The organism is Streptomyces sp. NPDC031474, from assembly GCF_055581185.1.
On sequence record NZ_JBVIJX010000017.1, the window covers coordinates 81206 to 97256 of the forward strand.

Annotated in this window: 17 protein-coding genes; 8 read left to right on the forward strand and 9 right to left on the reverse strand. The window is 71.2% G+C overall.

Translation table 11 applies throughout. The annotated features are described in order from the left end of the window. The first annotated feature begins 62 nt into the window (after positions 1–62). Positions 63–1103, forward strand: a complete 1041-nt coding sequence (locus tag ACZ5SK_RS33195; protein ID WP_334577573.1) for an NAD(P)-dependent alcohol dehydrogenase — start codon at positions 63–65, stop codon at positions 1101–1103. Positions 1104–1160: 57 nt separating this feature from the next. Here the strand turns inward: ACZ5SK_RS33195 and ACZ5SK_RS33200 are convergent, their stop codons facing one another. The 5 genes from ACZ5SK_RS33200 to ACZ5SK_RS33220 all read right to left on the reverse strand — a co-directional run bounded on the left by ACZ5SK_RS33200 (position 1161) and on the right by ACZ5SK_RS33220 (position 4774). Beyond that, positions 1161–1598, reverse strand: coding sequence for a hypothetical protein (locus ACZ5SK_RS33200; protein ID WP_457495444.1), 438 nt, complete (start codon positions 1596–1598; stop codon positions 1161–1163). Positions 1599–1812: 214 nt separating this feature from the next. Beyond that, the gene (locus ACZ5SK_RS33205) at positions 1813–2625 is read right to left on the reverse strand and encodes a type 1 glutamine amidotransferase family protein (protein ID WP_468416275.1); all 813 of its coding nucleotides are present in this window, start codon (positions 2623–2625) and stop codon (positions 1813–1815) included. A 16-nt stretch (positions 2626–2641) separates the two neighbouring features. Then, positions 2642–3754: a serine hydrolase domain-containing protein gene (locus ACZ5SK_RS33210; RefSeq protein WP_334577570.1), complete on the reverse strand. Its 1113-nt coding sequence runs from the start codon at positions 3752–3754 to the stop codon at positions 2642–2644. 77 nt (positions 3755–3831) lie between these two features. Next, complete coding sequence (locus tag ACZ5SK_RS33215; RefSeq protein WP_334577569.1) at positions 3832–4536, reverse strand: DUF4389 domain-containing protein; 705 nt, start codon at positions 4534–4536, stop codon at positions 3832–3834. A 40-nt stretch (positions 4537–4576) separates the two neighbouring features. Then, a complete protein-coding gene (locus ACZ5SK_RS33220; protein WP_334577568.1) occupies positions 4577–4774 on the reverse strand; it encodes a hypothetical protein in 198 nt (65 codons plus the stop codon). A gap of 255 nt (positions 4775–5029) precedes the next feature. Between ACZ5SK_RS33220 and ACZ5SK_RS33225 the strand changes: the two genes are divergently transcribed. From ACZ5SK_RS33225 to ACZ5SK_RS33235, 3 genes are all read left to right on the forward strand, one after another. After that, positions 5030–6484: a gluconokinase, GntK/IdnK-type gene (locus tag ACZ5SK_RS33225; protein WP_468416272.1), complete on the forward strand. Its 1455-nt coding sequence runs from the start codon at positions 5030–5032 to the stop codon at positions 6482–6484. Between the two features lie 26 nt (positions 6485–6510). After that, positions 6511–7755: a D-mannonate dehydratase ManD gene (manD, locus tag ACZ5SK_RS33230; protein WP_334577566.1), complete on the forward strand. Its 1245-nt coding sequence runs from the start codon at positions 6511–6513 to the stop codon at positions 7753–7755. 209 nt (positions 7756–7964) lie between these two features. Next, on the forward strand, positions 7965–8417 hold the full coding sequence (locus ACZ5SK_RS33235) for a DUF5707 domain-containing protein (protein WP_334577565.1): 453 nt from the start codon (positions 7965–7967) through the stop codon (positions 8415–8417). Between the two features lie 232 nt (positions 8418–8649). Here the strand turns inward: ACZ5SK_RS33235 and ACZ5SK_RS33240 are convergent, their stop codons facing one another. Next, positions 8650–9768 carry a hypothetical protein gene (locus ACZ5SK_RS33240; protein WP_334577564.1) on the reverse strand — a complete coding sequence of 373 codons (1119 nt, stop codon included), beginning with the start codon at positions 9766–9768 and terminating at the stop codon, positions 8650–8652. Positions 9769–9933: 165 nt separating this feature from the next. Here ACZ5SK_RS33240 and ACZ5SK_RS33245 point away from each other — a divergent pair, with 165 nt between their 5' ends. Next, on the forward strand, positions 9934–11088 hold the full coding sequence (locus ACZ5SK_RS33245; RefSeq protein ID WP_468576794.1) for a cystathionine gamma-synthase: 1155 nt from the start codon (positions 9934–9936) through the stop codon (positions 11086–11088). A gap of 52 nt (positions 11089–11140) precedes the next feature. Here the strand turns inward: ACZ5SK_RS33245 and ACZ5SK_RS33250 are convergent, their stop codons facing one another. The 3 genes from ACZ5SK_RS33250 to ACZ5SK_RS33260 form a co-directional block, all read right to left on the reverse strand. Next, the gene (locus ACZ5SK_RS33250) at positions 11141–11389 is read right to left on the reverse strand and encodes a hypothetical protein (RefSeq protein ID WP_079660107.1); all 249 of its coding nucleotides are present in this window, start codon (positions 11387–11389) and stop codon (positions 11141–11143) included. Then, entirely contained in the window at positions 11386–11913 is a 528-nt protein-coding gene (locus ACZ5SK_RS33255) for a sigma factor-like helix-turn-helix DNA-binding protein (RefSeq protein ID WP_334577562.1), read from the reverse strand. Before ACZ5SK_RS33255 ends, ACZ5SK_RS33250 begins: the two co-directional genes overlap by 4 nt. A gap of 172 nt (positions 11914–12085) precedes the next feature. Then, positions 12086–12595, reverse strand: a complete 510-nt coding sequence (locus ACZ5SK_RS33260; RefSeq protein ID WP_334577561.1) for a MarR family winged helix-turn-helix transcriptional regulator — start codon at positions 12593–12595, stop codon at positions 12086–12088. A gap of 163 nt (positions 12596–12758) precedes the next feature. Between ACZ5SK_RS33260 and ilvA the strand changes: the two genes are divergently transcribed. The 3 genes from ilvA to ACZ5SK_RS33275 all read left to right on the forward strand — a co-directional run bounded on the left by ilvA (position 12759) and on the right by ACZ5SK_RS33275 (position 16033). Beyond that, positions 12759–13988, forward strand: coding sequence for a threonine ammonia-lyase (gene ilvA / locus ACZ5SK_RS33265; RefSeq protein WP_334577560.1), 1230 nt, complete (start codon positions 12759–12761; stop codon positions 13986–13988). 168 nt (positions 13989–14156) lie between these two features. Further along, a complete protein-coding gene (locus ACZ5SK_RS33270) occupies positions 14157–15173 on the forward strand; it encodes an ATP-binding cassette domain-containing protein (protein ID WP_468156752.1) in 1017 nt (338 codons plus the stop codon). Next, on the forward strand, positions 15170–16033 hold the full coding sequence (locus ACZ5SK_RS33275; protein ID WP_361701238.1) for an ABC transporter permease: 864 nt from the start codon (positions 15170–15172) through the stop codon (positions 16031–16033). Before ACZ5SK_RS33270 ends, ACZ5SK_RS33275 begins: the two co-directional genes overlap by 4 nt. The last annotated feature ends 18 nt before the right edge of the window (positions 16034–16051 follow it).

Genomic DNA, 16051 nt, shown 5'->3' on the forward strand with positions numbered 1-16051 from the left:
GGCAAGCCCCGGCCCGAAGGCAGGCCGGGGACTACGCAACCCCCCGCTAGGAGACCCCCGGCATGACCACCGTTGCCGCGTACGCCGCACCCGCCGCCAAGGCTCCGCTGGAGCGCACGACGATCGAGCGCCGTCCGGTCGGCGAGTTCGACGTCCTGATCGACATCGAGTTCGCGGGCATCTGCCACTCCGACATCCACCAGGCCAACGAGGGCTGGGGCGAGGCCATCTTCCCGATGGTCCCGGGCCACGAGATCGCGGGCGTCGTCTCCGAGGTCGGCCCCGGCGTCACCAGGCACGCCGTCGGCGACCGCGTGGGCGTCGGCTGTCTCGTCGACTCCTGCCGTGAGTGCGACAACTGCAAGGCCGGTCTGGAGCAGTACTGCACCGGCGGCAGCGTCGGCACGTACAACGCCGTCGGCAAGGACGGCGAGCCCACCTACGGCGGCTACTCGCAGAAGATCGTCGTGGACGAGAACTTCGTCGTCCGCATCCCCGACGGTCTCTCCCTCGACGTCGCCGCGCCGCTGCTCTGCGCCGGCATCACCACGTACTCGCCGCTCAAGCACTGGAACGCCGGCCCCGGCAAGAAGGTCGCGATCCTCGGCATGGGCGGCCTCGGCCACATGGGCGTCAAGATCGCGCACGCGCTCGGCGCCGAGGTGACCGTGCTGTCCCAGTCGCTGCGCAAGCAGGAGGACGGCCTGAAGCTGGGCGCCGACCACTACCACGCCACCAGCGACGAGAACACCTTCAAGGAGCTGGCCGGCACGTTCGACCTGATCCTCTCCACGGTCTCGGCCCCGCTGAACCTGGACGCCTACCTGAGCCTGCTCCGCACCGACGGCGCCTTCGTGAACGTCGGCGCGCCCGAGGAGCCCGTCGCCCTCAACCTGTTCTCGGTGATCGGCGGCCGCAAGACCCTCGCGGGCTCCGGCATCGGCGGCATCCAGGAGACCCAGGAGATGCTCGACTTCTGCGCCGAGCACGGCTTCGGCGCCGAGATCGAGCTGATCAGCGCGTCGGAGATCAACGAGGCGTACGAGCGGGTGCTCAGCAGCGACGTCCGCTACCGCTTCGTGATCGACGTGTCGACGATCTGAGGACCCTGCGGTGAGCGGGGCCCCCGGCAGGACCTTGAGTTCGCCGGGGGCCCCGCCTCATCCCGCGCAGCCGGCCGTCCCGCCCGAAGCCGGCTGGTACAGCGACCACACGATCAGCGCCTGGAGGCCGAGCAGCAGCAGCCCGGCAGGCAGCACGAACCCGGCCATCTGCACCGGGCCGCGCGGGCGCAGCGGCCGCAGCAGTCGCCGGCCGGCGAGCGTCACGGCGGCGACGGTGGTGAGGAGCCCGGCGTACGCCGCCGCGTACATCGGCCAGGTGTTCGCCAGGGCGTGGCACGCGGCCGACTCCGCGCCGGAGTGCCGGTCCTCGAACACGTTGAACGTGTACGCCGCCACCACCCCGAGCGCGAGCAGTACGACGGACCAGGACGCGATGCCCCAGCCCTCGGGGTTGTCCTTGGCTGCGCTGCCGGCGTCGGTGTTGGCGTCGGCGGTCGCGCCGGTCTTCAGGTCCGTGAGCGTGTCGGTACTCATGCCCTTCAGGAGGGGTGCCGGGCACCTCCGGGTTCCCGCCCGTCCTCGTCCCGGCAGCCACAGCACCTACGGCCCGCCCGTCGGCGCCGTCAACGTGCCGTTCAGCAGCGGGAGTTGGGGCGTTCGGGTGAGGCGGCGGGCACGGCGGGCCACAGCGGGCCACGGCGGGCCGACAGGAGGGGCAGGCAGGTGGGCAGCCGGTTGGTGGGCAGGCTCAGGCGATGGGGAACGTCTCGCCGTCGCCGTAGGACCGCACGACGACCCCGCCCCCGGGAGCGGGCCGCACGGAGTGGGCCCGCCCGAGTCCCGCCACCCGCGCCCGCCCGTGTCCGCCGGCGCCCCCGCCGCCGACCTCCACCAGGGTGTTCTCGTCGATGGCCACCCCGTGTGCCGGCCGCCCGGCGGCCACCGCGGCGGCCAGCCGCCCCACCGTCCCCCACTGCGCGGCGTGCACGTCCACCCCGAACGGCACGAGCCCGAGGCCGGGCCGGACCTCGACCTCCGCGAGATCCTCGGCGGCGTCCGGCGGACACAGGGCGACCCCGTCCATCAGCCACCCCCCGACCACCGCGTCCCGCGCCGCGACCGCGGCCCCCGCGGAGAAACCGGCGTAGGGAACACCGCGCTCGGCGAGCAGGGCGGGCAAAGAACGGAGCTGTCCGGCGAACGCCTCCTGATACGCGGGCGTCGGCCCACCGCAGACGAGCACCCCGTCCACGTCCCCGGAGAGCGCGCCGACGTCGAACCGCTGCCCGACCGGCACCAGCAACGGCACGGGCGTGCACGGCCCGGCCTTGCGCAACGCGGCGTCGTACCGAGCGAACTGCTCGGCGCCGTCGCCCTCGTCGACGAGCACACAGAGGACGCGCGGACCGGAGCCGCCCCCGGCCCCCGGGTCGGCCCCCGAGCCCATCGCCGAGCCGGACGCCGCAGCACGCAGAAACGGCCCGTACACGACGTCGGCGACCGTCCCGTCCCACCCGCCGCCGATCAGGAACACCCGAGCGCTCTCAGCACCGCCGCTCACGGACTCTGCCCTCTCCTCAGCCACCCGCCCGAAGCCCCTTGAGGCCGTCGTAGACGGACATCACGATCTCCATGCCCCGCGTGTCGTCCGCGGGCTCGCGCATCTGGTTCGTCACATACGCCACCGTCATCCGCGCCTCGGGGTCGATCATGACGAGCGAGCCGCCCCAGCCGCCCCACCCGTAGGTGTTGCCGAACCGCCCGTAGCCCAGGCCCCAGCTGACCGGCATGCCCAGGACGCGGTCCTGGCCGCTGAACTGTTCCTCCCACGCACGGTCGCGGCCCGCCCGCGACAACAGCCGCACCCCGCGCACCGCACCCCCGCAGGCCATCGCCGACTGGACGAGGGCCACCGAGCGCGCGTTGCCGAAACCGCTCGCGGCGGGGATCTGCGCCCGGCGCCAGGCCACGCTGTTGCCGTCACGGACGCGGAGCGCGGTCGCGGCGGTCGGGGCCGTGCTGCCGCCGGGCGCGCTCGCGGCGTAGTCCTCGTCCCGGGACGGAGGCGGGATCGTCAGCGCCACCCGGTGGTCGTGCTCGGCCGGCAGTCCCATACGGAAGTCCGCGCCGAGCGGTCCCGCGATCTCGGCGGCGAAGAAGTCGCCCGGACTCCGGCCCGTGATCCGGCGTACGACCTCGCCCACCAGGAACCCCTGGGTGAGCGAGTGGTACCCGGCCGCGCTGCCCGGCTCCCACTGCGGCGCCTGGGCGGCTAGGCGTGCCGTGGCGGCCGGCCAGTCGTAGATCTCCTCCACCGGCCCCTCCCAGTCGGGCAGGCCCGCGGTGTGCGCGAGCAGGTGCCGTACCAGCACGCCTTCCTTGCCCGCCGCGGCGAACTCCGGCCAGTACCGGGCGACCGGCGCGTCGAGATCGAGCTCGCCGCGGTCGGCCAGCACCAGCGCGCACAGGGCCGTCATCGTCTTGGTGACGGAATAGACGTTGACGATCGTGTCCCGCTGCCACGGCGCCGTGCGCTCCGCGTCGGCGAACCCGCCCCAGACGTCCACCACCGGCTCACCGTCCACGAAGACGGCCACCGAGCCGCCCGCGTCCCCGCCGTCCAGCAGGGCCGCCAGCGCCGTGGGCACCGCGGTGAACAGATCGTCGTACGAGCCCTGGATGTCAGCCATGCCGCCATCTAGCCCCCACGGACCCGCCGCAGGCAACCGAATTCCACGCGCGCCGGCTTCCGCGAGTCACCCGGCCGCTACGGCCCTCCAGGACCGGGACCGGAATCGCTCACCGAGGTCTCTGCCAGGGGGGAGGCCCGTCCGCCCATGTCGAGACGGAACGGCGGGTACTCGTCGGTCATCAGCGCGGCATAGGCAGCCACCCGCGCGACCCAGCGAGCCAGGCCGAGCAGCAGGTCGAACAGATGAACCGGGTAACGGGCCGTCACCGCCAGGACGACCACGGCGACCAGGGAGAGGAAGGGAATCAGGCCACCGCCGTGCCAGCCGTCCTCGCCTCCCCAGCCCCACGCCCAGTCGCCGACGAACATCCCGACGACGATGTACTGCGGGATCGCCAGCAGCCACCACTTCACCAGGACCAGGCCACGGGAGAGGCGCTCGGGGTAGTCGACGTCGAACTGCGCCGGGTAGTCGGGCGCCTTCGCGAGGGTGAACGGCGGGTACCGGTCGGTGCCGAGCGCGGTGTGCGCGTAGAAACTGACCCGCCAGTTCCAGCGCATGACGCCGACATTGAATTCGAAGAGGGACCGGGGATAGCGGCCCGTGAAAAGGATGGCGAAGAACGCGAAGACGGTCACGAGGACGAACGCGATCCACAGGAAGAACAGCACGATGTAGTGCGGAATCGCGAGGAGCCACTTCACCAGCCAAAGCCATCTGGACAACCGAGGATCGAGAGTCGCCTCGATATGCACAGGCGAGGACACTTTCCTGATCATGATTCAGGCTCGCACGCGAACCGGAACCCCGCGACTCGTCTCAGAGCAGCAGCGGCAGGCCCACGAGTGCCGCGCCGCTCGCGCCCAGCGCTGCCATGAGCGATCCGGGCCAGTTGCCCGACTGGGCGTACGTCAGCAGCCCTGCCAGCAGTCCCGCGACCACCGCGGCTAAGAAGATGAGAGCCCAGCGCAGGGACAGCCGCTCCGGCGGTGGCGTGGGCGAGCTCGGTTCGGACATACGACACTCCTGCAGTTGCGTCAGGATTGGCTCCACCGGAACCTCTCGAATGAGTGACGATCGATAGCTGACCACCGTAGCCACATAAGCGATACCAGAGAAGCCTTCTAATGCGGCATCCCGCTTGGGAGGGGGCTTAGGGGAGTGGTCGTGGGGGAGGCGTGCGCGCCGATGCGCCCCTTATGATTCTCTGCGCTTCTTCAGGCATGGTCCGGACTGCTGACCAGAGCGGCTCTGTAACCTAACGTTCTCGCCATGACTGGTGCTGAATTAGACCCACTCGTGGATTCCGAGGACGCGACACGGGGTTCCACCGCCAAGGTGGTGGAACTACTGGGCTGTCAGATCGTGGAAGGGGCCAAGCCGCGCGACCAGCACCTGACCGTGGACGCCGTCATGCACGAGTTCGGGACCACCCGGCCCATGGCGCGCGAGGCACTGCAGACGCTGCATCAGAAGGGCCTGATCAATCTGCAGCCGCGGATCGGAGCCACCGTTCAGGCGCTGGAACGCTGGGACCTGCTGGACCCCGACGTGATCGCGTGGCGTCTGGAGGTGGCCCCCGACAGCCAGATGCGGTCGCTCACCGAGCTGCGGGAGGTGATCGAGCCAAGGGCGGCCAGGCTGGCGGCGCTGAGCAGGTCCGCGGAGGTCTGTCACGACCTGACCAGCCGGGCCCGCACCCTGCTCGCCCTCAGCGAGGAACCGGACTTCGCGCGGCAGCGGGAGGGAGCCCCGATCCGGCAGCGCTTCCGGGACGTCGACGCAGCCTTTCACCGCACCCTGCTGGCCGGCTCGCGCAACGAGCTGTTCCTGCGTCTGTCCCACCCGGTCGTCATGGCCCTGAACCACCGGATCGACCGGGACTGGGCCGCCGGCCACCAGGAGGCGACGGTCACGTCGGCGCGCGCCCCGGTCGGCGCCGACACCGTACAGAGCTATCCCACGCGGCCGGAGCCGATCGCCATGTGGCTGCACATGGGGCTGGCCTACGCCGTCGACCAGGGACTGGCGACGGCCTCGGAGGCCTTCGCGGAGGCCATCCTCGCCGAGATCCGAGGCGGCCGACTGCAGGACCCCGCCGTACTCGACCGTCTTCGGGCGGGGCTGGACGAGTTCAACGCGAACGGCCTGCCGAGCGCCCGTCGAGACGGTTTCCAGGACGCGATGGCCGCGTTGATCCGGGTGCGGCACGCCCCCGTCGTCGTCATGGGGGTGACCGGGTGCGGCAAGACCACCGTCGGCCGGTACCTGGCGGAGTCGCTCAGGGCGCCCTTCGAAGAGGGCGACCGCTTCCATCCCAGACGCAACGTGGAGTCGATGGAGCACGGCGGCCGTCTCGACGACCGCAGCCGCAGTCCGTGGCTGGCCGCCATCGCGGGCCGCATGCGGGCGGCGGGCTCGGAGGAAGGGCTGGTGATCACGTGCTCGGCCCTCAGACGCATCTACCGCGAGCTGCTGCGCGTGGCCCGCCCCGACGCGTTCTTCGTGCACCTGGAACTCGACCAGGACGAGGCCACCGCCCGCGTGGCCGGCAGACAGTCGCACTACATGCCCGCCTCCCTGGTGCCCTCACAGTTCGAGGACCTCGAACCACTGCAGGAGGACGAGGCCGGCATGACCGTCGACGCGACCCTGCCCGTCGAACGCATCGTCGCCGAGGTCCAGACCGAACTGGCCCGGCGCACGCGGCGGCACCCGACCGATTGACCCGATCGAAGAGAGGGGACCTCGTCATGCGGATCGTGTCCGCCGAGGTGATCGTCACCAGCCCGGGACGGAACTTCGTCACCCTGCGCATCACCACCGAGGACGGCCTCACCGGCCTCGGCGACGCCACGCTGAACGGCCGGGAACTCGCCGTTCAGGCCTACCTGGACAGCCATGTCATCCCCCTGATCGTCGGAGCGGACGCCTCCCGCATCGAGGACACCTGGCAGTACCTCTACCGCGGCGCGTACTGGCGGCGCGGCCCCGTGACCATGGCGGCCGTCGCGGCGGTCGACACCGCGCTGTGGGACATCAAGGCCAAGAGCGCCGGGATGCCCCTCTACCAGCTCCTCGGCGGCGCCTCCCGCAGCGGAGCCCTGGCCTACGGCCACGCCTCGGGCCGCGATGTGCCCGAACTGCTCGACTCCGTGCGTAAGCATCTGGAGCTGGGCTACCGCGCCATCCGCATTCAGAGCGGCATACCCGGCCTGGACTCGGTGTACGGCGTGGCTGCCTCCGGCGCGCAGGGCGGCGAGCGCTACGACTACGAGCCCGCGCGCCGAGCCGCCGTCGGCGGGCGGCCCCTGCCGGTGGTGGAGACCTGGGACACCCGCGCATATCTGCGGCACATGCCGTCCGTCTTCGAGGCCGTCCGGGCGGAGTTCGGTCCCGAGCTGCCCCTGCTGCACGACGGGCACCACCGGATGACACCGATCCAGGCCGCCCAGCTGGGCAAGGCGCTGGAGCCGTACGACCTGTTCTGGCTGGAGGACGCCACGCCCGCGGAGGACCAGGCGGCCCTGCGCCTGATCCGGCAGCACACGACGACACCGTTGGCGATCGGTGAGGTCTTCAACTCGGTGTACGACTACACCACGTTGCTCAGCGAGCGGCTGATCGACTACGTGCGCTCCGCCGTCACCCACACCGGGGGCGTCACCGCCATGAAGAAGCTGCTCGATCTCGCGGACGTCTACGGCGTCAAGTCCGGGATGCACGGCCCGACCGACATCTCCCCGGTCGGCATGGCCGCGGCGCTCCACCTGGACCTGGCCGTCCACAACTTCGGCATCCAGGAGTACATGCAGCACTCCGTGCGAACGCTGGAGGTCTTCCGCACGTCGTTCCGCTTCGAGGACGGACTCCTGCACCCGTCCGACACCCCGGGCCTGGGAGTCGAACTGGACACCGAGGCGGCCGGTCGCTTCCCCTACGAGCCGGCGTACCTGCCGGTCAACAGGCTGCTGGACGGGACCGTGCACGACTGGTGAGCCGTCTCCCGGCGGCCGGTGGCGCACCGCGCGCGCCGGCCGCCGGGAGACGCGGCGCGCCGTGGCGAGGGGCGCGACCGGCGGGCTTACTCACGAGGGGATGAGTAGGCGTGCTCATGCCCGCCGGGGCCTCGCGCGGCGAGTATCGACGCAACGGCGCGGTCGACAGGCGCCGGCCCGGTCCAGCTGACACAGTCACGGAGAATCCCATGTCCCGACGTATCGCCCTGTCCGTCGCCGCCGGTGTCGTTCTTCTCGGTGGCGCAGGTGCCTTCGCTCTCGCCCACGCCGAGGGCCGGTCTCCGGCGCTGGCGCACAACGCCGCCCGCTACACCGCTCCCGACGGCGGCCGCGACGGGTCGCTGACCTTCGTCACCGACGTCACGGCGTCCTCCGGCGTCAAGAGCGTGAAGGTGCTGGCGTGGCCGGAGAACTCGCCCTTCGCCGAGAAGGGGCTGACCGCCAAGGACATGGCCGAGGTGGACTCGGCCGCATGCAAGCCCTCCGGTGCGGACACCGCGCGCTGCACCTACACCACCGCGGTGACCGGTTCCGATGCCGAGTCGTCCCCGCGGGGTGTCTGGCACATCGCCGTCCTGGCCACCGCGCAGGACGGCACCACGACCCTGGACACGAAGGCGACCGACTTCACCGTCGGGTGACCCGGACGGTCACCGGGCAGGAGACTCCCGTCCCGCACGACGCGATCAGCGCGGCGATCGGCACCGCGAGCAGACTGCCCAGGCGACGAAACCGGTGAAGAGGGCGCCGATGATCGGCACGAACGCGGAGACGAACGTCAGCACCGCCGGCGGCGTCGCCCGGTCCGGGGATCCCTTCCGCGCCGCCGGCTCCCGGGGCTTTCCGGGCTCCCCGGCCCTCGGCTCCCCGGTGTCAGTGCGGCAGGCTCGCCGGGCTGCCGCCGTTGGCCTCGTAGCCCGCCACCGCCAGCGCGCGGTAGACCGCGAACTCCGCGGCCGGGTCGGGGGAGAGGGTCCAGGGGAGGGCGCCCACGTGGCCGTCCACGTGAATGAGCTGGTTCATCGCCTCCGACCAGCGCTCGGAGCGCACCAGGAAGAAGACCAGCAGGTGACGGACGTGCGCCAGCATCGGGTCGTCGGGCCGGGCCGCGTGCACCGCGAACAGCGCGCCGTGCACCGCCTTCGTCACGACCTCGCTCTGGTAGAAGCTGCTGACCAGGTTCACCTCGGGAAGGTGCTCGAAGACCGCGAAGAGGGGCATCGCCGCGAGGAGGGAGCCACGGGGCGCTCTTGCCGCCGCTGCTTCCGCGAACGAGTACGCCAGCTCCCGCGAGCCGTGCCACTTCTCGCACCAGTAGTGCAGAGCCGCGAGATGCGCCCCCATGTGCGCCGGGGAGCGGTCCAGGATCTTCAGCCACAGCTGCTCGAACTCCGCCTGTGAGTACCGCAGACCGCGGGCCACCGACAGCTCGACGATGTACGGGATCGGGTCACCCGGAGCCAGCAGTGCCGCCTGGCCGCAGGCGTCCTTCGCCTCCTCCATGATGATCCGGAAGTCGTCCGTGCCCGGCGTCGAGGTCCGCCACGCCTGCTGCACCAGGAACTCGGCGTGCACGGCCGCACCGCCCGCGTCCTTCGGCGCCTCCGTCCGCCACACCCGCAGCCACTGCCCGCCCGGTATCTCGCCCACCCCGCCCGGCCGCTGCTGCAGCTCCAGCGCCGCCGCCCCCGCGAAGGCCTGCACGCGCTGCCAGCGCAGCTCACCCTCGGTCTCCGTGCCGGCCAGCAACTGCTGGGCCGCCCGGTAGTCCTGCGTGTGCTGCACCACGTCCAGGACGTCCAGCAGGTCCTGGTCGGGGCCGGGCATGCGGATGTCCAGCTCCTCCGTGCGCACGAAACCGTAGGTCGCCGGGTCCGCGGCGTCCGGGTGATCAGCCGGAACCAGCTCGAGCTGGCCGCGCCTGCGCCGCAGGAACGGCAGCAGCACGAAGCCGATCAGGACCACCGCCATCAGGACCCAGAGAATCTCCATGCCACAAGCGAACCAGACCGCGCCGACAATTGGCCAACCCGCCCCCGCACCTGTGGAAAACCTCCGTCCCGGCCCGTGCCCCCGCGACCGGCCGAGCGGTCGTCCCGCGATCGGGTCCGGCGGCCGTCCCGCGCCGGGCGCGTGAGCGGACTACGCTCGGTGCCCATGAGCGACAGGCACATCAGTCAGCACTTCGAGACCCTCGCGATCCACGCGGGCAACACCGCCGATCCCCTCACCGGCGCGGTCGTCCCGCCGATCTACCAGGTCTCGACCTACAAGCAGGACGGCGTCGGCGGCCTGCGCGGCGGCTACGAGTACAGCCGCAGCGCCAACCCGACCAGGACCGCCCTGGAGGAGAACCTCGCGGCCCTCGAGGGCGGCCGCCGAGGCCTCGCGTTCGCTTCCGGACTGGCGGCCGAGGACTGCCTGTTGCGTACGCTGCTCAGCCCCGGCGACCACGTGGTCATCCCGAACGACGCCTACGGCGGCACGTTCCGTCTCTTCGCGAAGGTCGTCGCCCGCTGGGGCGTGGAGTGGTCGGTCGCCGACACCGGCGACGCCGCCGCCGTACGGGCCGCGATCACCCCGAAGACCAAGGCCGTGTGGGTGGAGACCCCCTCCAACCCGCTCCTCGGCATCACCGACATCGCCGCCGTCGCCCAGATCGCCCGGGACGCGGGCGCCCGTCTCGTCGTCGACAACACCTTCGCCACGCCGTACCTGCAGCAGCCGCTGTCGCTCGGCGCGGACGTCGTCGTGCACTCCCTGACGAAGTACATGGGCGGCCACTCCGACGTCGTCGGCGGCGCGCTGATCACCGCGGACGAGGCCCTCGGCGAGGAGCTGGCGTACCACCAGAACGCGATGGGCGCGGTCGCCGGGCCCTTCGACTCCTGGCTGGTGCTGCGCGGCGCCAAGACGCTGGCGGTGCGCATGGACCGGCACAGTGAGAACGCCACCAAGGTCGCCGACATGCTGACCCGGCACGCGCGCGTGACACACGTGCTCTACCCGGGCCTGCCGGAGCACCCCGGTCACGAGGTCGCCGCCAAGCAGATGCGGGCGTTCGGCGGCATGGTCTCCTTCCGGGTCACCGGGGGCGAGGAGGCGGCCGTCGAGGTCTGCAACCGCGCCAAGGTGTTCACCCTCGGCGAGTCCCTGGGCGGCGTCGAGTCCCTGATCGAGCACCCGGGGCGCATGACGCACGCGTCCGTGGCCGGTTCGGCGCTGGAGGTGCCCGGCGACCTCGTCCGGCTCTCCGTGGGCATCGAGAACGTCGACGACCTCCTCGAGGACCTGCAGCAGGCCCTCGGCTAGGTCGGCGGCCACGTCGGCGGCCAGGTCCAGTCCGGTTACAGCCCCAGGGGGGCTACCAGTCGGTGAGCGGTGGGGTCGTCTGTGACGGCGGCTCCACCCAGGGCTGGGCCACCGCCGCCCACACCACGAACGCCACGGTCGCCGCGAACAGAAGCAGCCACAGCAGTCGCAGGGCGAGCGTGTGGCGGCGCAGGATACGGCTGCCGCGGCGTACGACGTCGGCGTGGAGGTCCGTCGGCACACGCGGCGCCGTCCGCTCCATGATCCGGCGTACCGCGGCCTCCCGCTCGGCCCGGTTCACGAGGCCGCCGCCTTCGCCCGGCGCACGGCGGGCGCCGGTCCTCGCGGCGGATGCAGCAGCGTCGCCGTCGCCCGGTCGCAGGCGGTGCGGACCCGTTCCGTAGGCAGCCCGAGCAGGGCCGCCACCTGTTCCTCGGCGACGCCCTCGTAGAGCCTCAGGACCAGGATCAGACGCTCCTGCGGAGTGAGCCGCGCCAGCGTGCCGGAGGCGGAGTGCGGGCGGGCACGGCCCAGGGGCAGGGCGTCGTACAGCTGCCACGCGTACTGGTGCCACGCCTCGTGCGCGAAGCGGGTGGCCAGATACTCGCGGGCACGGTTGTACGGGTCCTCGCCGTGCAGCCGGTCCCAGCACGCGTACGTGCGCGCGAGGGCGAGCGTCAGCAGCCGACGCGCGCGCGGGTTGTCGTGCGGGGCCTCCGCGGTGAGCAGCGTGGCGGCCTGCAGCAGCCGCCCGCCCGCACCCGCGACGAACGTCTCGAACTCCCGGGCCCGGCGGGCTTCCTGGGTCGCACGCGTCTCTCGCACACCGAGCCTCCCGCCTGACGGCGTCCCCCTGGAGGGCCATATGCCCCGGTCTCATATGAGGCCAGGGGCGGGCTTTCGGTCAAGAGCCGCGCACGCCCGCCGGAAAGTCGTCGGAAGGTCACGGGAGAGCGAGGGGACGCGCGTGGGCCGCCGCGCGGGGCCGCCGGCGCTCTCAGGAAGCGGCCGGCGACGGCTCCGCGCCCGGTAGGCCCTGGACCGCCATCCGGGAGGACAGCGCGGTGTTGAAGCGGGTGAGGAGCGCGCAGAACGACTCGCGCTCCTCCGGCGCCCAGTCCTCCGTCAGCTCGGCCATCAACTGACGCCGGGAGGACCGGACTTCCTCGAGACGCGACTGCCCGCGCGGGGACAGCTGGAGCACCACGGCCCGCCCGTCCTCGGGGTGCGAGGTCCGCTTGACCAGGCCGGTGTCGACGAGCGGAGCCACCTGCCGGGTGACCGTGGACGAGTCGATGCCCATGCTCGCGGCGAGCGCCTTGACGCCCATCGGGCCTTCGTTGTCGAGGCGGTTGAGCAGCAGGTACGCGGCGCGGTCCATGGAGTTGCGCACCTGCCCGACACCGCCGAGCCGGGTCTGTTCGGCACGGCGGGCGAACACCGCGACCTCGTGCTGCAGAGTGTCGAGGAGACCGGTGTCACCGACGGTCGTCATGTCCATCGACATTTCAGGTGTTGTGGGCATGGCCGGGGGCTCGCTTCATGAAGGGGCTGCTGGAATGGGGGACAGAGTACGCGGCTGGAAGGCGGGTCGTACCGGCGCTGCGGAAACCGGTCTCGGAGGTTGGTCACAACGGTCGTTCCCGCCTGTGAACTGCGATGCTGGAGTCATGAGCTACAGCACGGCTGACTCCTTGCGCCACGTCACCCTCGACGATGTGCGCGGCGCCCGGAAGATGCTGTCGGGCGTGGCGCGGGTGACCGCGATGGAGGGCAGCAGGCATCTGACCCAGCTGGTCGGCGCGCCCGTCCACTTCAAGTGCGAGAACCTCCAGCGGACGGGTTCGTTCAAGCTGCGCGGCGCGTACGTCCGGATCGCCGGGCTGCTGCCGGAGGAGCGGGCCGCGGGGGTCGTCGCGGCGAGCGCGGGCAACCACGCGCAGGGCGTGGCGCTGGCGTCGAGGGTGCTGGGCGTGCGGTCCACGGTGTTCATGCCCAAGGGCGCGCCGCTGCCGAAGATCAGCGCCACGCGTGAGTACGGCGCCGAGGTGCGCCTGCACGGCGCCGTGGTCGACGAGACGCTGACCGCGGCCCAGGAGTACGCGGCCGAGACGGGCGCGGTGTTCATCCACCCCTTCGACCACCCCGACATCATCGCGGGGCAGGGCACGGTCGGCCTGGAGATCCTGGAGCAGTGCCCGGAGGTGCGCACGATCGTCGTCGGGATCGGCGGCGGCGGTCTTGCGGCGGGCATCGCCGTCGCGGTGAAGGCGCTGCGGCCGGACGTGCGGATCGTCGGCGTGCAGGCGGCGGGGGCCGCCGCGTACCCGCCCTCGCTGGCGGCCGGCCGGCCGGTGTCGATCAGGAACCCGGCGACGATGGCCGACGGCATCAAGGTCGGCCGGCCCGGTGACGTGCCGTTCGGCATCATCGGCGAGCTGGTGGACGAGGTGCGCACGGTGACGGAGGACGAGTTGTCCACGGCGCTGCTGCTGTGCCTGGAGCGGGCCAAGCTGGTCGTCGAACCGGCCGGGGCGAGCCCGGTGGCCGCGCTGTTGAGCGACCCCGGCGCCTTCGAGGGGCCGGTCGTCGCGGTGCTGTCCGGTGGCAACGTCGATCCGGTGCTGATGCAGCGGGTGCTGCGGCACGGCATGGCGGCGCAGGGCCGCTACCTGGCCGTACGGCTGCGGCTGACGGACCGGCCGGGCGCCCTCGCCACGCTTCTCGGGGTGTTGTCAGTGGTCGACGCTAACGTTCTCGACGTGAGCCATGTGCGGACCGACCCCCGGCTCGGGCTGACCGAGGCGGAGGTCGAACTGCACCTGGAGACGAAGGGGCCGGCGCACTGCGCCGAGGTCGGCCGGGCCCTGCGCGACGCCGGCTACACCGTCATCGACTGAGGTCAGAGCCCTTTTGTCACTCATTCGAGTAAGTCCGTTGTAAGACGCGATACATCGCGTTATGGTGTGTCTCATGCCGCTCAAGCCGTACACTGCCGGCCCTGTCGGGCGGAGCGAAAAGTACAAACCTAGGCTTTCCGAAGAATCCTCAACGACGTGGAGACTCATATGCCAGGCGCCATCTACGCCGAAGGCCTGGTGAAAACCTTCGGTGACGTAAAGGCTCTGGACGGCGTCGACCTCGACGTCCCGGAGGGCACCGTCCTCGGCCTGCTCGGGCCGAACGGCGCGGGCAAGACCACCGCGGTCCGCTGCCTGACCACCCTCCTGCGCCCTGACCGCGGCCGGGCCGTGGTCGCCGGCCTCGACGTGCTCAAGCAGCCCAACGAGGTGCGCCGCTCGATCGGCCTGTCCGGTCAGTTCGCGGCGGTCGACGAATACCTCACCGGCCGCGAGAACCTCCAGATGGTCGGACAGCTCTACCAGATGAAGGCCCGCGCGGCGAAGGCCCGGGCCGCCGAACTGCTAGAGCAGTTCGATCTCGCGGACGCCGGCGACCGTACCGCCAAGACCTACTCCGGAGGCATGCGCCGCCGCCTCGACCTGGCCGCGGCACTGGTGGTCTCACCGCCCGTGATGTTCATGGACGAGCCGACGACCGGCCTCGACCCGCGCAACCGCCAACTGCTGTGGGACGTCATCAAACGGCTCGTCTCCGGCGGCACGACGCTGCTGCTGACCACCCAGTACCTCGAAGAGGCCGACCATCTCGCGCACGACATCGCGGTCGTCGACCAGGGCCGTGTCATCGCCCGCGGCACCTCCGACCAGCTCAAGGCCCGCACCGGCGGCGAACGCGTGGAGGTCGTGGTGCACAACCGTGAACACATCACCACGGCTGCGGAGGTCCTGGCCGGCTTCGGCAAGGGTGAGACTGCGGTCGAACAGCACACCCGCAAGCTCACCGTGCCCGTCTCCGGTGGCGCCAAGCTCCTCGCCGAGGTCATCCGCGAGCTCGACACCCGCGGCATAGAGATAGACGACATAGGCCTGCGCCGCCCCACACTCGACGACGTCTTCCTGTCCCTGACCGGACACGTCGCCGAGACGAAGACCGAGACGAGCGAAGAGACGGGCGAAGAGAACAGCCGCAACGGACACAGCGAGAGGGAGACCGTCAAATGAGTGCCGTCACCGACGCCGTACGCGGCGCGGCGCCCGCCCCCGCCCATCCACTCGGACAGTCCGTCCGCGACTCGCTGGTCGTTGCAAAGCGCAACTTGATTCGCATGAGCCGGATTCCGGAAATGGTTATTTTCGGGCTCATCCAGCCCATCATGTTCGTGGTGCTCTTCACCTATGTGTTCGGCGGATCCATGCAGATCGGCGGCAGCACGAGCGCCACCGACTACAAGAACTTCCTCATGGCCGGCATCTTCGCGCAGACCGTCACCTTCGCCACCGCGGGCGCCGGCGCCGGTATAGCCGACGACATGCACAAGGGCCTCATCGACCGCTTCCGCTCCCTGCCGATGGCGCGCGGTGCGGTACTCACCGGCCGTACCCTCGCCGACCTCGTGCAGACGGCGCTCACCCTGCTCGTCCTCGCGGTCGTCGCCCTCCTGGTCGGCTGGCGGGTCGGCTCCGACGGCGACACCAACATCGGCAGGGTGCTGGCCGCCTTCGGCCTGCTGCTCCTGCTGGGCTACGCCTTCACCTGGATCGGCGCCCTGATAGGCCTGAGCGTCCGCACCCCCGAGGCGGCCACCTCCGGCGGACTGATCTGGCTCTTCCCGGTGACGTTCATATCCAACGCCTTCGTCGACACCGGCAACATGACGCCCTGGCTGCGCCACATCGCCGAGTGGAACCCCTTCAGCGCCACCGTCCAGGCCTCCAGGGTGCTCTTCGCCAATCCCGGTCAGTCGCAGTCCGAGGCCTGGCCCATGCAGCACCCGGTCTGGGCCTCGCTGATCTACTCGGTCCTGATCGTCCTGATCTTCCGGACGCTCGCGGTCCGCAAGTACCGCTCGGCGACGGCATGACGAAAACCCCCGGCGCTC

Bases quoted from the DNA above. Each gene is read 5' to 3' on its own strand.
- ACZ5SK_RS33195 (WP_334577573.1), top strand. From the start codon at position 63: ATGACCACCGTTGCCGCGTACGCCGCACCCGCCGCCAAGGCTCCGCTG.
- ACZ5SK_RS33200 (WP_457495444.1), bottom strand. From the start codon at position 1,598: ATGAGTACCGACACGCTCACGGACCTGAAGACCGGCGCGACCGCCGAC.
- ACZ5SK_RS33210 (WP_334577570.1), bottom strand. From the start codon at position 3,754: ATGGCTGACATCCAGGGCTCGTACGACGATCTGTTCACCGCGGTGCCC.
- ACZ5SK_RS33215 (WP_334577569.1), bottom strand. From the start codon at position 4,536: ATGATCAGGAAAGTGTCCTCGCCTGTGCATATCGAGGCGACTCTCGAT.
- ACZ5SK_RS33220 (WP_334577568.1), bottom strand. From the start codon at position 4,774: ATGTCCGAACCGAGCTCGCCCACGCCACCGCCGGAGCGGCTGTCCCTG.
- ACZ5SK_RS33225 (WP_468416272.1), top strand. From the start codon at position 5,030: ATGACTGGTGCTGAATTAGACCCACTCGTGGATTCCGAGGACGCGACA.
- manD (WP_334577566.1), top strand. From the start codon at position 6,511: ATGCGGATCGTGTCCGCCGAGGTGATCGTCACCAGCCCGGGACGGAAC.
- ACZ5SK_RS33235 (WP_334577565.1), top strand. From the start codon at position 7,965: ATGTCCCGACGTATCGCCCTGTCCGTCGCCGCCGGTGTCGTTCTTCTC.
- ACZ5SK_RS33240 (WP_334577564.1), bottom strand. From the start codon at position 9,768: ATGGAGATTCTCTGGGTCCTGATGGCGGTGGTCCTGATCGGCTTCGTG.
- ACZ5SK_RS33245 (WP_468576794.1), top strand. From the start codon at position 9,934: ATGAGCGACAGGCACATCAGTCAGCACTTCGAGACCCTCGCGATCCAC.
- ACZ5SK_RS33260 (WP_334577561.1), bottom strand. From the start codon at position 12,595: ATGTCGATGGACATGACGACCGTCGGTGACACCGGTCTCCTCGACACT.
- ilvA (WP_334577560.1), top strand. From the start codon at position 12,759: ATGAGCTACAGCACGGCTGACTCCTTGCGCCACGTCACCCTCGACGAT.
- ACZ5SK_RS33270 (WP_468156752.1), top strand. From the start codon at position 14,157: ATGCCAGGCGCCATCTACGCCGAAGGCCTGGTGAAAACCTTCGGTGAC.
- ACZ5SK_RS33275 (WP_361701238.1), top strand. From the start codon at position 15,170: ATGAGTGCCGTCACCGACGCCGTACGCGGCGCGGCGCCCGCCCCCGCC.